15 protein-coding genes and 3 pseudogenes are annotated in these 13,845 nt (G+C 50.8%); 14 read left to right on the plus strand and 4 right to left on the minus strand.

The window, feature by feature from the left end:
• Nucleotides 1-47: 47 nt before the first annotated feature.
• From ACQGXV_RS26135 to ACQGXV_RS26145, 3 genes and pseudogenes are all read left to right on the plus strand, one after another.
• Nucleotides 48-1,259, plus strand: a complete 1,212-nt coding sequence (locus tag ACQGXV_RS26135; RefSeq protein WP_440862551.1) for an IS256 family transposase — start codon at nt 48-50, stop codon at nt 1,257-1,259.
• Nucleotides 1,237-1,689, plus strand: a complete 453-nt coding sequence (locus tag ACQGXV_RS26140; protein WP_440863656.1) for a transposase family protein — start codon at nt 1,237-1,239, stop codon at nt 1,687-1,689. The genes ACQGXV_RS26135 and ACQGXV_RS26140 overlap by 23 nt, the downstream gene beginning before the upstream one ends.
• 173 nt (nt 1,690-1,862) lie before the next feature.
• Nucleotides 1,863-2,383: pseudogene (locus ACQGXV_RS26145) on the plus strand (IS5 family transposase); the annotation flags it as partial.
• A gap of 15 nt (nt 2,384-2,398) precedes the next feature.
• Here the strand turns inward: ACQGXV_RS26145 and ACQGXV_RS26150 are convergent.
• The 3 genes and pseudogenes from ACQGXV_RS26150 to ACQGXV_RS26160 form a co-directional block, all read right to left on the minus strand.
• Nucleotides 2,399-2,710: a transposase gene (locus ACQGXV_RS26150; protein ID WP_440867617.1), complete on the minus strand. Its 312-nt coding sequence runs from the start codon at nt 2,708-2,710 to the stop codon at nt 2,399-2,401.
• Nucleotides 2,711-2,933: 223 nt separating this feature from the next.
• Nucleotides 2,934-3,389, minus strand: coding sequence for an IS630 transposase-related protein (locus tag ACQGXV_RS26155; RefSeq protein WP_440863657.1), 456 nt, complete (start codon nt 3,387-3,389; stop codon nt 2,934-2,936).
• A 274-nt stretch (nt 3,390-3,663) separates the two neighbouring features.
• A pseudogene (locus ACQGXV_RS26160) lies at nt 3,664-3,741 on the minus strand (hypothetical protein); the annotation flags it as partial.
• A 207-nt stretch (nt 3,742-3,948) separates the two neighbouring features.
• Here ACQGXV_RS26160 and ACQGXV_RS26165 point away from each other — a divergent pair.
• The 9 genes from ACQGXV_RS26165 to ACQGXV_RS26205 all read left to right on the plus strand — a co-directional run bounded on the left by ACQGXV_RS26165 (nt 3,949) and on the right by ACQGXV_RS26205 (nt 12,483).
• Entirely contained in the window at nt 3,949-4,410 is a 462-nt protein-coding gene (locus ACQGXV_RS26165) for an OspG family effector kinase (RefSeq protein WP_440867618.1), read from the plus strand.
• Between the two features lie 83 nt (nt 4,411-4,493).
• Nucleotides 4,494-4,763 carry a HypC/HybG/HupF family hydrogenase formation chaperone gene (gene hypC, locus ACQGXV_RS26170; RefSeq protein WP_440863658.1) on the plus strand — a complete coding sequence of 90 codons (270 nt, stop codon included), beginning with the start codon at nt 4,494-4,496 and terminating at the stop codon, nt 4,761-4,763.
• An 84-nt stretch (nt 4,764-4,847) separates the two neighbouring features.
• Nucleotides 4,848-6,767 carry an FTR1 family iron permease gene (locus ACQGXV_RS26175; protein ID WP_440867619.1) on the plus strand — a complete coding sequence of 640 codons (1,920 nt, stop codon included), beginning with the start codon at nt 4,848-4,850 and terminating at the stop codon, nt 6,765-6,767.
• A gap of 50 nt (nt 6,768-6,817) precedes the next feature.
• On the plus strand, nt 6,818-7,348 hold the full coding sequence (locus ACQGXV_RS26180) for an iron transporter (RefSeq protein ID WP_222160176.1): 531 nt from the start codon (nt 6,818-6,820) through the stop codon (nt 7,346-7,348).
• A gap of 81 nt (nt 7,349-7,429) precedes the next feature.
• On the plus strand, nt 7,430-8,845 hold the full coding sequence (locus tag ACQGXV_RS26185; protein ID WP_440863659.1) for a Fe-S-containing protein: 1,416 nt from the start codon (nt 7,430-7,432) through the stop codon (nt 8,843-8,845).
• A 2-nt stretch (nt 8,846-8,847) separates the two neighbouring features.
• Nucleotides 8,848-10,152: an ABC transporter permease gene (locus ACQGXV_RS26190; protein ID WP_440863660.1), complete on the plus strand. Its 1,305-nt coding sequence runs from the start codon at nt 8,848-8,850 to the stop codon at nt 10,150-10,152.
• Nucleotides 10,142-11,293 (plus strand): ABC transporter permease, encoded by a 1,152-nt coding sequence (locus tag ACQGXV_RS26195; protein WP_440863661.1) that lies wholly within the window; start codon nt 10,142-10,144, stop codon nt 11,291-11,293. The genes ACQGXV_RS26190 and ACQGXV_RS26195 overlap by 11 nt, the downstream gene beginning before the upstream one ends.
• Nucleotides 11,294-11,297: 4 nt before the next feature.
• Nucleotides 11,298-11,996, plus strand: coding sequence for an ABC transporter ATP-binding protein (locus tag ACQGXV_RS26200; RefSeq protein ID WP_222160182.1), 699 nt, complete (start codon nt 11,298-11,300; stop codon nt 11,994-11,996).
• Nucleotides 11,983-12,483 carry a TlpA family protein disulfide reductase gene (locus ACQGXV_RS26205; RefSeq protein ID WP_440863662.1) on the plus strand — a complete coding sequence of 167 codons (501 nt, stop codon included), beginning with the start codon at nt 11,983-11,985 and terminating at the stop codon, nt 12,481-12,483. The genes ACQGXV_RS26200 and ACQGXV_RS26205 overlap by 14 nt, the downstream gene beginning before the upstream one ends.
• A 47-nt stretch (nt 12,484-12,530) precedes the next feature.
• Here the strand turns inward: ACQGXV_RS26205 and ACQGXV_RS26210 are convergent.
• Nucleotides 12,531-12,978: pseudogene (locus ACQGXV_RS26210) on the minus strand (hypothetical protein); the annotation flags it as partial.
• A gap of 33 nt (nt 12,979-13,011) precedes the next feature.
• On the opposite strand from ACQGXV_RS26210, the gene ACQGXV_RS26215 reads away from it, so the two are divergent.
• Both ACQGXV_RS26215 and ACQGXV_RS26220 read left to right on the plus strand, forming a co-directional pair.
• Complete coding sequence (locus ACQGXV_RS26215) at nt 13,012-13,260, plus strand: IS630 transposase-related protein (protein WP_440863663.1); 249 nt, start codon at nt 13,012-13,014, stop codon at nt 13,258-13,260.
• 40 nt (nt 13,261-13,300) lie between these two features.
• Complete coding sequence (locus ACQGXV_RS26220; RefSeq protein WP_440867620.1) at nt 13,301-13,834, plus strand: IS630 family transposase; 534 nt, start codon at nt 13,301-13,303, stop codon at nt 13,832-13,834.
• Nucleotides 13,835-13,845: the final 11 nt, after the last annotated feature.

A 13,845-nucleotide genomic window follows, 5' to 3' on the forward strand; every position in this document is an offset into this window, starting at 1 on the left:
AATCTGTGTAAATGGCATTTTGAGGAAAACCTTCAAAGGATAACAAAATGCCTATCAGCAACGAACTTATTGACCAACTGCTTCAAGATTGTCACTCCCCTCAGGATCTGCTGGGTGAATCAGGCCTACTCAAGGTGCTGACTAAAAGACTGGCGGAACGGGTTCTTGAAGCTGAGATGGAGATGCACCTTGGGTATGCTAAGCATGACCCGGCTGGTAATCATTCAGGCAACTCACGCAATGGCAAGACATCCAAGAGCGTACGTAGCCAAAATGGGGAGATCGAACTCGATATTCCGCGCGACCGCAACAGTACCTTCGAGCCGACACTGATCGGTAAGCACGAAAAACAGCTTAACGGCTTCGATGACCGCATTATTTCTCTCTATTCCAGAGGGTTATCAACCCGTGATATTCAGGCACACTTTAAAGAAGTCTACGGGGTCGATGTTTCCGCTGGCTTCATTTCTCAAGTGACCAATGCTGTGATGGATGAAGTTAAGCGCTGGCAGCAACGGCCGCTGGATGCGCTTTATCCCATTGTTTACCTTGACTGTATTGTTGTCAAAAGCCAGGACGGCGGAGCCGTGGCCAACAAGTCTGTTTATCTGGCCCTCGGCGTCAACGGCCAGGGCGAAAAAGAGCTGCTGGGGCTATGGATAGCCAAAACTGAGGGGGCCAAGTTCTGGTTATCTGTGATGACAGAACTGAAAAATCGTGGGCTAAAGGACATCTTCGTCGCCTGCTGCGATGGCCTGAAAGGCTTTCCTGATGCCATTGAAGCTGTTTACCCGCATACGCGGGTACAGCTCTGCATTGTGCATCAGGTGCGGAACTCGCTGCGCTACGTCGGCTGGAAAGAGCGTAAGGCCGTTGCTGCTGACCTGCGCACCATCTATAGTTCCGCAACGCTAGAGGGCGCTGAAGAGGCCCTGGATGCCTTCGCGGCCAAATGGGATGAACAGTTCCCGACGATCAGCCCATCGTGGAGAAATAATTGGGAACGTCTCATCGTCATTTTTGACTTTCCGCCGGAGATCCGCAAGGTTATCTACACCACCAACGCGATAGAGTCGTTAAATGCTTCATTGCGCAAGATAACGAAAACGCGACGAATATTTCCAACGGATGACTCGGTGATAAAATTACTCTATCTAGCCTTGCATAATATCTCTGCTAAATGGACCTTGCCAATCAGAGACTGGAAACCTGCTATGAGCCAATTCATGTTGATGTATGGAGAACGAATCTCCGGTTAAGCAATGGAGCCATTTACACAAAATTCTTTACAGACTCTTTATCCCAACCCCATTAGATAAACTGCTTTTTATTTTATTGTATTTAAAATGTTATCCGACCTATGATTTGCAAGGACTTCTTTTTGGTTTAGATAGAACACGGGTATGTCGCTGGGTAAAAATATTATTGCCGGTTTTAGAGATGACCTTGGGGCGAGAATGTGTTTTGCCCGCTCGTCAAATTCGCTCTGCTGAGGAATTTTTTCGCGCCTTTCCTGGAGTTAAAGACGTCTTTATTGATGGGACAGAGCGACCTTTCCAAAAGCCTAAGAATCTGCGTCGGCGAAAAAAAATGTATTCGGGAAAGAAAAGACAGACCACTCGAAAAGGGCTTATTATGACTGACGAAACAAGGCAAATTGGATTTATCCCCATGGGCTTTGTTGAATAATTTAAGATACTGATTTATATAAGCATTATAAAATTTCAACGACTAATTTTTCCTCTCGGAATGCTTTTTATTGTGCTAACTATTTGATTTGTCGTTCTAACAAAATACATTCTCTGTAAATGCATTCTAACTAAAGAAGATGTAAATCAAACGGTTAAATTATTCAACAAAGCCTTTCATTTCTTGATGCTCATGGACTTGTTGACTGGTCAGCCACTGCGCTGGATGGCAGCAATATCCGTGCGCTCAAATGTGCGGCTGGCGCTCAAAAAAACATCCCGATATTACCAACGATAACAGCCTGGGTCGCTCACGAGGTGGTTATGGCACCAAAATCCACATGGCGACTGACGGAAGCGGCATCCCGCTAAATATCGTACTGAGTGCTGGGCAGGCTCACGAAAGCCTGTTCGCGTTACGACTCCTGGACGGCATTGGCGTGCAACGGCAGAACGGTAGCATGAAGCGTCGTGGTCATGCGGTACTGGCTGACAAAGCCTACTCTGGCAATGCACTCCGTAACGAGTTGAAAAGAAAAGGGATAAGAGCGGTTATTCCCCGAAAATCAAATGAAAAACTGGCTTCAGATGGACGCTCACAACTTTATCGTGATGCTTATCGCCGTCGCAACGTTGTAGAAAGATGTTTTGGCCGTTTAAAGGAATATAGACGGATTGCCACACGTTATAGCCAAGCGACTTAATTTTGATTACACCATATGGACTGAGAACAAACTCTCTGTATCGCAACCCATCTCTCTTTTTTTGCTTTTTGCTTGTGCCCATTTATGCTCAATTGGGTTAAGATCTGGCGAATATGTAGGCAAATACTCCACCATATACCCTGCATCGATGATGACTTGTTGAATATTATGTTTTTTGTGAAAAGTGGCATTGTCCATCATGATTACACTGTTTTTAGGGAGTACTGGGATAAGGACTTGTGTGACCCAGGCATAGAAAACATCGCTGTTAATATTGATATCAAATAATGGCTTTGTTGAATAATTTAAGATACTGATTTATATAAGCATTATAAAATTTCAACGACTAATTTTTCCTCTCGGAATGCTTTTTATTGTGCTAACTATTTGATTTGTCGTTCTAACAAAATACATTCTCTGTAAATGCATTCTAACTAAAGAAGATTTAAATCAAACGGTTAAATTATTCAACAAAGCCTCAAATAATCCGATAGCAAACAGCGTTGTGCCTAATAAAGCGCCGATAACATTTGTTCTTCCCCTAGCTCCCCAGTTCTTCAGGCCAAAACACCGTTGACCTTTTGGGGAATAGCGTGAGTCCGTGGGGCATCGTGTGAAAAACCACTTTCATCAATAAAAACAATAGGTTTGCCTTCTTTTTCATACTGTTGTTTTTTTTTGAAATCCCTGCCGGGCGTTTTCGTCGGCTTTCGGATGACGTAGAGTTTTTTTTATAGGTCAATCCCAGCTTTTTAAGCGCTTGCCAAATGGCCTTCTGACAAACGCCAAAACGCTCTGCACGTTCTTTTTGGTAAGCATCTGGATATTGTTCAACATCTTTTATCAACTCGGATTTATCGATCTTTCGCTGACGCGTGGTCGATGCTTTTGACTCTATTTGATTAATCCAACGCGATACAGAGGCAGGGCCAATCCGAAATTGCTTCGCTGTTTCTCGGATACTCAACCCTTCGTTTTTCCGTGTAGATATAGCCAAGCGACATTATTTTGATAACAGCCAGCTATGCTTCTTTGCCGCATATCAGGGCATAGGATGTAATCATTTTTAAGTCGGTTGGCTATAACGGTGGTGAGTGCAGTCGGGGTTGCTGCAGCGAAATTCCCGGCTGCCCGTCAGTGGGGTGCCGCAGGCCAGCATCTTTGTGACAACCTCAATCTCTACAGGCCGGAGCGGGTATGTCTCCATGATGTCAGCCCATGCCCTGTTGCGCTGAAACAGCGTCTTCATGGGGCGGGTCTGTATGCCGGTATCATCCGTGCGGGTCATCGGAGAGCATCTCCGCTTCGGTTTCGTACAGGTCAAACCGGCGACAGGTATGGCAGAAGGTATAGCCAACCGACTTAAAAATGATTACATCCTATGCCCTGATATGCGGCAAAGAAGCATAGCTGGCTGTTATCAAAATAATGTCGCTTGGCTATATCACTTTACGTCTAAAATCAATTGAATAGCTCATTTAAATAATGTAATCAAAATTAAGTCGTTTAGCTATACAGCCACTAGCACTGAATTCATAATAAAAAATAGCGATAGGATCGGTGCTCAGCTAGGGGAAGGGGCACAGGCTATTGTGGTTGAAGATAAAGAGAATCCAGGGAAAGTGTTGAAAATTTTCTATGATGATGTGTCGCCCAATGAGATTGCCCGGCAAGCAGACTCGTTCCGCCTTTTTTATGGGAATGAATCTGCTAGTATTATTGCTCAGGGGATTATTCAGTTGGATAAAATTGATGGCGTTCCTTTGTCCAAGGTCGATTATTTTGCTGATGACGCTGAGGAGGATTTTATATTGTTGTTATACGAAATGTGTGACAAAGGTTGTCCGCCGACCGACATGTCTGAAGGTAACTTTTTATACAATATTGCAAGAAATCAATTTTACCCTGTTGATATCTCCTATTTCCCCGGAGACAAGATTGACCTCGGTGGTTTACATCATATTCTCAAGTTGATTGCGGAAAAAAGTAAGCCTCAGCCTATTGGCATAGCGATATAGGAGGAAACACTGATTGTGCCGTTGGCATAAATTTTGCTAAATCGATGCACAGCAACCTGTATTCATCAACAAGGATTATCATCATGTGTCTCGGCATTCCCGGAAAAGTCATCGCACTGGCGGACACCGTGCAGGATAAGGTGTGGGTGGATGTATGTGGGGTTAAGCGCGAAGTGAATATTGCGCTGGTGGCGGATGGCGTTGATGCTGCCAGCCTCATAGACAGTTGGGTATTGGTCCACATCGGGTTTGCCATGAGCCGGTTGGATGAACAGGAAGCGCTCGACACGCTGGCGGCGCTACGCCAAATGGAAGAGGTAGAGCACGATGTTACAATATTTCTGAAACAGTGAGCCCTTTTGTGATTTACGTCAAAAAATGTAAATGTTAAAACGTGATAATGAAAATAACTCTCATTGTTGATGACCATCGTATTTATGTCTAGTTGGCAGAAGTGTTTGATTGTACTGTGTTTCATGTTTTCCAGCCTGTCGGCATTTGCTGCAACGGATTACAACACCTTCATCCATAACATTCAGGGCCGCCTGGATAAGACCGCTGAACTCTATCAGCAGCAGAAGCCGGATGAAGCCCGTACTGAAGTTCAAATGGCCTACTTCGAGGTGTTTGAGAACCTGGAAGGGCCAATTCGTATCAATATCTCCGCGCAGAAAAGCTATCAACTGGAAGCCACCTTTGGTGAAATTCGCCGCATGATTGGCGAAGGTAAGCCGCAAGCTGACATTCAGGCCAAGGTGAACTGGCTGAAAGGCGAGTTAGACAGCGTGTTACCGGTGTTGACTGACGGTCACAAATTGGTGGCTCAGGAGCAGCACGGGGCTTATGGCAACAGCGATATCGCCCTCTACTGGCAGCAAAGTTTCAAGACCATTGACGATGGGTTGGCGCAGGCTGTGGCTGACTATCAGGCGGGCGACTACCAGAAAGCCAGTCAAAGCGTACAGCAGGCACACTATCAAGGATTTAAAAACTCCGAGATGGAAATGTCAGTGCGCCAAAACCGCTCTTCGCAGCAAGCCGCCTCGATCAACCAGCAGTTTAGTGCACTGATCTCGCTGACCGCTCAGCCGGATCAAATGAGCGAAGTGGCGTATCGGGTCACCACGCTGCTGCAAGATATTGAATATGTGCTGCCGGGCTTACCCACCACCCGTGACGATCAACCCTTATCGGCGGCACCGGATAGCAGTATCGCTGGCGCTGACATTCCGGATGCGGATTGGGCCAGCGTGGTTAATAACATCAACCAGGCTATCGCAGCGGCGATTGCGCAGTATGAAAGCGGGCAGGTAAAACCAGCCATTATGGCGGTGCAGGATGCCTACTTCGATCTGTTTGAAGCCAGCGGTATGGAGAACAAAGTCGGCTCGCGTGATTCTGCATTCAAATCCACGCTTGAAGGCTACTTCACCCGTCTGGTCAGTATGATGAGCGCCGGGCAGCCGGTTTCTGCGCTGCATGCGCAGGCCTATGCGATGCAACAGGACTTGGCTAACGCGGTCACCATGCTGGGCAGCGGCAGTGAAACGCACTGGAGCCTGCTGATCTACAGTCTGCTGATCATCGTGCGTGAAGGGCTGGAGGCGCTGCTGGTCGCGGCTGCTATCGTGGCCTATCTGGTGAAAAACAATCACCATGACAAACTGCCGTTAATCCGCCAGTCGGTGTATGTGGCGCTGGTGTGCAGCGTATTGACCGCCGTGTTGTTCCAGATGCTGTTCAGTAATTCCGGTGCCAGTCGCGAATTGCTGGAAGGGTTCACCATGCTGATTGCGGTGGTGATGCTGTTCAGCATGAGCTATTGGTTGCTGTCAAAAGTAGAAGCCCGACACTGGAAAGCCTATCTGGAAGGAAAGCTGTCGCACTCCCTGAGCAGCGGGTCGGTGATCGGTTTGTGGCTGACCAGTTTCCTGGCGGTATACCGCGAAGGCGCGGAAACGGTGTTGTTCTACTTCGCATTAGTGGGGGATGCCAGCAACGTGGCAGGGCACCTCTCTATTCTGGCGGGCTTCCTGATCGGCTGCGTAATATTGCTTATCGCTTATCTGGTGATGCGCTTTACCGTGGTCAAACTGCCGCTGAAACCCTTCTTTATGTTTACCGGTTGTTTTATGTACCTGATGGCGTTTGTGTTCGCCGGTAAAGGTGTACTGGAGTTAATCGAAGGCAAGCTGTTTGAACCCACGCTGTTAACGTGGGTTCCGGAAATCAGTGTATTGGGGATCTACCCCTACGTTGAAACGCTGATACCGCAAGTCGTATTGGTGTTCGCTGCTCTGGCCGCGCTGTGTATTATGCGTCGGCGCGCTGAGACGTTCGAATACGGGAAGCAATGATAAGCAAAAATCAAAAACAACATGATATTGATGATATGAGGATGGGTTTGATGAAGATGCAAAAGAGTTTGATTGCCAGCGCGATTATTGCCGGAGTATTAACGGCACCTGCCGCGTTCGCGTTTACCGAACATCCGGCAGGTGAGCCGATCACCATTAACGAACTGGAGATCGCTGCGGTCTACTTGCAGCCGATTGACATGGAGCCGCGCGGCATGGGTCTGCCAGCGGCTAAATCTGATATTCACCTGGAAGCTGATATCCACGCCGTGGAAGGCAACAAAAACGGCTTCGGCGCAGGCGAATGGATGCCATACCTGACCATCGCTTATACCCTGGTGAACACCGATACCGGTGCCAAGCAGGAAGGGACTTTCATGCCGATGGTGGCGAGCGATGGTCCGCACTACGGTGCCAACATCAAAATGATGGGCGTAGGTAACTATAAAGTGACCTACCACATTGAGCCGCCGTCAAAAGCCGGTATGCACCGCCATACCGATGGTGAAACCGGTGTTGGCCGCTGGTGGAAACCGTTTGATGTCAGCTATGACTTCAAATACGTTGGTCTGGACAAATAATTCGATTCTGGATTGCGTAAGGCCGTTACGGAAATTCCCCCTGCCGCCCTGGACGCAGGGGGCTTCGCCTGAGTGTGCGTTATGAGTCATTTTTTTGTTACCGTGCTACAAGCTTTTTTGCCTGTTGCGCTGCTGTTAGGACTCCACTGGAGTCACCGTTCTGCTCCTCGTCTGCGCCCACTGGTGTGGACCACGCTACTGGCTTTGCTGGTCGGCACCTTGGTGGGAATTCGCCTGCCTTCCAGTCAAACTGTCCAACTGATTTTAACCCTGATTCAACTGGTCGCACTGGCGCTGTTTTTACTGAGCCAATTCACGCAAAGTAGCAAACTCGGCTACCTCTGGCAGGGGCTGTTGATCATCGGGGCCGCAGTGCATTGGGGCGACGATCCCAACCTGACGGCACTGACCACCACTCATGTGGTAAATACCGATTTACTGTTGAACATCAGCGCGGTGATTCTGGCCTTTGGCTGGGTTGCTTTCAGCGCCGTGCTGTGCGGAATGATGGTGCGGCGTTTACCGCGCTGGCCGCTACTGCTGCTGTTGGTGGTATTGTTGGTACTGCCGCTGAGCGGCGGTCTGATGTTGCTGTTGATGAAGCTGCAAGCGCTGGGTTTGACCAAACCGCGTCTGAGCTTTGTGGCGCACGTCACCAATAACGGCGCGGCGCTTAACTATCTCTGCGCACTGCTGTTGGCGCTGCTCTCGGCCGGTTTCTTGCTGCCGTTGCTGAAAAATCGTCAGCAGATGCAGGCCACCGACGAAGCGATAGCCAAGCGCAAAGCAACCGCCGATTACCGTAATACGCGCCGGACCTTTACCGCTGCGTTGGTGGCGCTGCTGGTGGTAGCGCTGGGGCAGCTCTATTGTGATCAGGTTGCATCACAGCCGCCTCGCTTGTCGGAAGCGCAACCCGTGACGCTCGGCCCGGATGGCAAACTGCATATTCCTATCGAGCAGGTACGTGACGGCAAGCTGCACCGTTTTGTCTGGATTGCCGACGACGGCAAAGCCGTTCGCTTCTTTGTGATTAACCGCTATCCCGACCGGCTTCGCCTCGGCGTGGTGTTTGATGCCTGCTTACTGTGTGGCGATCAGGGCTATGTGATGGAAGGCAATCAGGTGATTTGTGTGGCTTGCGGTGTGCGGATCTTTATACCTTCCATCGGTAAAGCCGGTGGATGTAATCCGGTACCGATTGAAGGGTGGAGCAACGACGACAACGAACTGGTGATCAGCTACGCGTCGCTGGCAGTAGGCGCGAACTACTTCAGCACCGTGGTTTCCATGGACGTGGTCGATCCGGTCGACGGCAGCAAGCTGACCAACCTGAAAGCCGAGCACAAATACCGCTACGCCGGGAAGACCTATTTCTTTGCATCGGAAGCCAACTACAACAAGTTCCGTGACAATCCCCGCAGCTTCGTGACAGCACATCCCGCGGGTAATACCGAGTCTGCGACGGATAACGCCGCAGCGGACGAGGAGGAGTAATCATGTTATGGCGCATGCTACGTCAGTCATGGAGTCGCAATGTGCGGCGCAAATCGCTGGCGGTACTGACGGTGTTTCTGGCTGCCGGTTTGATCTCGGCGCTGCTGGCAGTATCGATAGATATTGGCGACAAAATGGCGCGCGAACTGAAGTCCTACGGTGCCAATATTCTGGTAGAGCCCGCCGGTCAGGCGGCGCTGCCTGCGTTGTTTGGTGAAAACAGCAATCCGCTGGCCAGTGAGGAATTTCTTGATGAGTCAGAACTGCCCAACATCAAGGATATCTTTTGGCGTAACAATATTGTCGGTTTTGCACCGCTGCTCAGCGGGGATGTGATCGTTGCCGGCAAGCACATTTCAGTGCTGGGCACCTTCTTTTCTCAGCCGATCACCATCCCTGACGAAGAGGATTACCACACTGGGCAACAGAGCGTCAGCCCATACTGGCAGGTGACCGGCAATTGGCCGACCGAACCGGTGAGCGAAAACGCGTTGCAGAGTGGGCAGGGGATTGACGTGCTGGCGGGAAAACAGCTGGCGCAGCAAAATGGCTGGCAGGTGGGGCAAACGTTACGGTTACAAGGGCCAGAACGCGCGCTGGATGTACGTATCAGTGGCATTCTTGCCAGCGGTGGCGATGAAGAGAACCGCCTGGTGATGCCGCTGGCGGCGGTGCAGAACATGCTGGGGTTGGAAGGAAAGATTCAGGCCGTGCGCGTCTCTGCGCTGACGGTGCCGGAAAACGAGCTGTCACGCCGGGCGCGGGAGAATCTCGAAGCGCTCAATGCCGAAGAGTATGAGCTGTGGTATTGCACCGCTTACGTGTCTTCGATTGCCCACCAGTTGGAAGAAGCCATCTCAGGATCGGTGGTCCGCCCTATCTGGCAGGTAGCAGCGTCAGAAGGGGTCGTTATCGATAAAATTCAGTTGCTGTTGGGCGTGGTGACCTTTGCCGCACTGGTTGCCGCCGCCATGGGCATTGCGTCATTGATGACCAGTACCATTATGGAGCGTTCTAAGGAAATCGGGTTGATGAAAGCGCTCGGCGCACGGCAGTGGCAGATCATGCTGCTGTTCTATCTTGAAGCGGCGATGAGCGGCTTGCTCGGCGGGGCCTTAGGGTGCATCGCCGGTTGGGGATTGGCGCGAGCGATTTGCTTGATGCTGTTTGGCGTGCCGCTCAGTTTTGCCTGGGTGGTGATCCCGTGCGTATTGGTGATCGCCATGCTGATTGCCGTGATCGGCACCTGGTTCCCGGCGCGGCGCATTGCCCGACTCTACCCGGTGGAGGTGCTGTATGGCCGTTAATCGCTCGGGTACAGAGCGTTGGATGGGCAGTATGTTTTGGCGGTTGGTGATTCGCGCATTGCGTTTACGCATGCAGCGTGTCAGCGTGGTGTTTGCTGCACTGACCGTCGGTGCAGCCATTGTTACCGCCATGTCGGCGGTGTACTTTGATATCAACGCCAAAATGAGCCAGGAACTGCGTACCTTTGGCGCCAACTTTTATATTGGTCCGGCGCACGGGGGCTCTCTGGCACAAAGCGACTTTCAGCCGATTCTCGACAACGCCCCGCCAGGACTGATCAATGCTGCCAGCCCGTACTTATACGGCATGGCGCGTACCGAGTTGGAGAAAGTGGTGTTAATGGGCGTGTGGTTTGATGCGTTGCGCCAACTCTCCCCCTATTGGCAGGTAACCGGTGACTGGATTGGCGTCAAGTTTGACGATCGTAACGCGATGATCGGCGTCAAGCTGGCGGAGCGACTGCATGTCAAAGTCGGCGATAGCGTCACACTGATCGATGGCAGCGAGCGTCAGCGCCTGCGTATTAAAGGGATTGTTGAAGCCGGTGACGCGACCGACAATATGCTGATCGTGAATCTGGATCTGGCGCAAAAATGGCTGCAAAAGGAAGGCATCATCAGTAACGCCCTGTTAAGTGTCAGCAACGATCTGGGACAGGTGGATCGCTTCGCTGCCAGCCTGCAACAGCAATATCCTGATCTGGAGATTCGACCTATCCTTAAGGTTTCCGCCTCGGAAGGGCAAGTGCTGGACAAGATTAAAGGGCTGATGGGACTGGTTTCTGCCGTCATTCTGGTGCTCTCATCGCTGTGTGTGAACACCACCCTGATGGCGATTGTCGGTGAACGTGCCAAAGAGTTTGCGTTACAGAAGGCGTTGGGCGCGAGCGGTAAAGATATTGTGCGCCAGATGCTGGCCGAAACCGGTGTGATTGCGCTTGCAGCGGTGGTGTGCGGTTGCCTGCTCGGTTACCTGTTGGCACAGGTACTGGGACTGACGGTGTTCAACGCCAGCATTTCGCTGCGTGCGCCGGTGCTGCCGTTGACGCTGCTGCTGTCCTTGCTGGTGGCCGCCGCCGCAGTGTTTCCTACCCGGCGCGCGATCCACGTCGAGCCCGCAAAAGTGTTAAAAGGGGAGTGATTCAATGGGTGTTGCACATAACCCGCAAGAGGCGGTGATTGAGACCCGCCAACTGTACAAACGCTTCGGGCAGGTCACTGCGCTGGAAAACATCAATATCCGTATTCAGCGCGGTGAATTTGTCGCAATCATGGGCGCATCCGGCTCGGGGAAAACCACGCTGATGAATATCCTCACCTGCCTCGATACCGTGACGGAAGGGCAGGTGCTGCTGGACGGCGTCGATGCGGCGGCGCTGGATGAAGAAGGACGGCGACGCTTTCGCGCGGACAAAATCGGGCTGGTGTTCCAGCAGTTCCACCTGATCCCGTTTCTCACCGCGCTGGAAAACGTGATGCTGGCGCAGCATTACCATAGCGTGGTGGATGAAACGGCGGCACGCCAGGTGCTGGCGCAGGTCGGGCTGGAGCATCGCACCGATCACCTGCCTAGTCAGCTTTCCGGTGGGGAACAGCAGCGCGTCTGTATTGCTCGTGCGCTGGTGAACGAGCCGCCAGTGATTTTTGCCGATGAACCGACCGGGAATCTCGATGAAGAGAACGAACAGCGCGTGCTGGCGCTGTTGCAGGATCTGCATCATCAGGGGCGTACCATTGTCATGGTGACACACAATCCGGAACTAGGACGTTTTGCCGATCGTATTATCCGCTTGCAGCACGGCAAGTATCTGAGCGAGGAGGTTCAACAACATGCAGTGGCGTAAACTTATAACGCTAGGGTGCCTGATGGGCGCGCTGGCACTGCTGTCGGGCTGCAAAGAGGAGCAGGTACAGGTTGGCGCACGCGCACCTGCGCTGGCGGCCTACGATCTGGCCGGACAACAGGTGGAACTGGCACGCTGGCAGGGCAAACAGGTCTATCTTAACTTCTGGTCTTCCGGCTGTGGTGGGTGTCTGGCGGAGATGGGCACGCTGGAAAAACTGAGTAAAACCTACGCGGATAACGTGGTGGTGGTGGCGGTGAATACCGATCCCGACGGCGTGGACATCGCTGCGCTGTTGGCTCAGCAGCACATCAGCTATCCGGTCATCCGTGACCAACTGGGCATTACCAAAGAGCGCTATCAGGTGGTGGGCACGCCGACCTCGTTCGTGATTGACGCCTCGGGCAACGTCACCGCCCAGCATGAAGGCGCGCGCAATGAGCAACAGTTAACGACGCTGTTCAAAAAGCTAGCCACCGGGGCCTAATTCCCTTTAGCTATTGGCGCAGAGGGAAGCCTGCGCCACCTTCCGGTTTATTTTTCCTGCACCGCCGTATCCACCTTTACCACTATGGGTTTGGGTTTGATACGCATGGCACCCACCACGCCCACCAACAAACAGAAGATGCCGCACAGTGTCAGCAGCGGCGGCCATGCCTGACGCAGCATAAAGGTGTAGGTCAGCCCAGACAGCGTTTCGAACACGATCAACGGCCCTACCAGCACTGTTGGCAGACGTTGGTTGGCTTGGTTCCAACAGAAGGTGCCCAGCCACGAACACAGTAACCCGATCACCAGCATTATAGCCAACCGACTTAAAAATGATTACATCCTATGCCCTGATATGCGGCAAAGAAGCATAGCTGGCTGTTATCAAAATAATGTCGCTTGGCTATAAACCAATAAACACCAGCGGGCGTGGGCCAAACGGCAGGGCAAAATCCGGTTTGGTCAGGGCAAGCTGTCCGCTGACAATGATATAGCTAAACGACTTAATTTTGATTACATTATTTAAATGAGCTATTCAATTGATTTTAGACGTAAAGTGATATCTACACGGAAAAACGAAGGGTTGAGTATCCGAGAAACAGCGAAGCAATTTCGGATTGGCCCTGCCTCTGTATCGCGTTGGATTAATCAAATAGAGTCAAAAGCATCGACCACGCGTCAGCGAAAGATCGATAAATCCGAGTTGATAAAAGATGTTGAACAATATCCAGATGCTTACCAAAAAGAACGTGCAGAGCGTTTTGGCGTTTGTTAGAAGGCCATTTGGCAAGCGCTTAAAAAGCTGGGATTGACCTATAAAAAAAACTCTACGTCATCCGAAAGCCGACGAAAACGCCCGGCAGGGATTTCAACAAAAAAAACAACAGTATGAAAAAGAAGGTAAACCTATTGTTTTTATTGATGAAAGTGGTTTTTCACACGATACCCCACGGACTCACGGCTATTCCCCAAAAGGTCAACGGTGTTTTGGCCTGAAGAACTGGGGATCTAGGGGAAGAACAAATGTTATCGGCGCTTTATTAGGCACAACGCTGTTTGCTATCGGATTATTTGATATCAATATTAACAGCGATGTTTTCTATGCCTGGGTCACACAAGTCCTTATCCCAGTACTCCCTAAAAACAGTGTAATCATGATGGACAATGCCACTTTTCACAAAAAACATAATATTCAACAAGTCATCATCGATGCAGGGTATATGGTGGAGTATTTGCCTACATATTCGCCAGATCTTAACCCAATTGAGCATAAATGGGCACAAGCAAAAAGCAAAAAAAGAGAGATGGGTTGCGATACAGAGAGTTTGTTCTCAGTCCATATGGTGTAATCAAAATTAAG

The organism is Symbiopectobacterium purcellii, assembly GCF_052050035.1.
Classification (GTDB): Bacteria; Pseudomonadota; Gammaproteobacteria; order Enterobacterales; family Enterobacteriaceae; genus Symbiopectobacterium; species Symbiopectobacterium purcellii_A.

Bases quoted from the DNA above. Each gene is read 5' to 3' on its own strand.
- ACQGXV_RS26135 (WP_440862551.1), top strand. From the start codon at position 48: ATGCCTATCAGCAACGAACTTATTGACCAACTGCTTCAAGATTGTCAC.
- ACQGXV_RS26140 (WP_440863656.1), top strand. From the start codon at position 1,237: ATGGAGAACGAATCTCCGGTTAAGCAATGGAGCCATTTACACAAAATT.
- hypC (WP_440863658.1), top strand. From the start codon at position 4,494: ATGTGTCTCGGCATTCCCGGAAAAGTCATCGCACTGGCGGACACCGTG.
- ACQGXV_RS26175 (WP_440867619.1), top strand. From the start codon at position 4,848: ATGTCTAGTTGGCAGAAGTGTTTGATTGTACTGTGTTTCATGTTTTCC.
- ACQGXV_RS26180 (WP_222160176.1), top strand. From the start codon at position 6,818: ATGAAGATGCAAAAGAGTTTGATTGCCAGCGCGATTATTGCCGGAGTA.
- ACQGXV_RS26185 (WP_440863659.1), top strand. From the start codon at position 7,430: ATGAGTCATTTTTTTGTTACCGTGCTACAAGCTTTTTTGCCTGTTGCG.
- ACQGXV_RS26190 (WP_440863660.1), top strand. From the start codon at position 8,848: ATGTTATGGCGCATGCTACGTCAGTCATGGAGTCGCAATGTGCGGCGC.
- ACQGXV_RS26195 (WP_440863661.1), top strand. From the start codon at position 10,142: ATGGCCGTTAATCGCTCGGGTACAGAGCGTTGGATGGGCAGTATGTTT.
- ACQGXV_RS26200 (WP_222160182.1), top strand. From the start codon at position 11,298: ATGGGTGTTGCACATAACCCGCAAGAGGCGGTGATTGAGACCCGCCAA.
- ACQGXV_RS26205 (WP_440863662.1), top strand. From the start codon at position 11,983: ATGCAGTGGCGTAAACTTATAACGCTAGGGTGCCTGATGGGCGCGCTG.
- ACQGXV_RS26215 (WP_440863663.1), top strand. From the start codon at position 13,012: ATGAGCTATTCAATTGATTTTAGACGTAAAGTGATATCTACACGGAAA.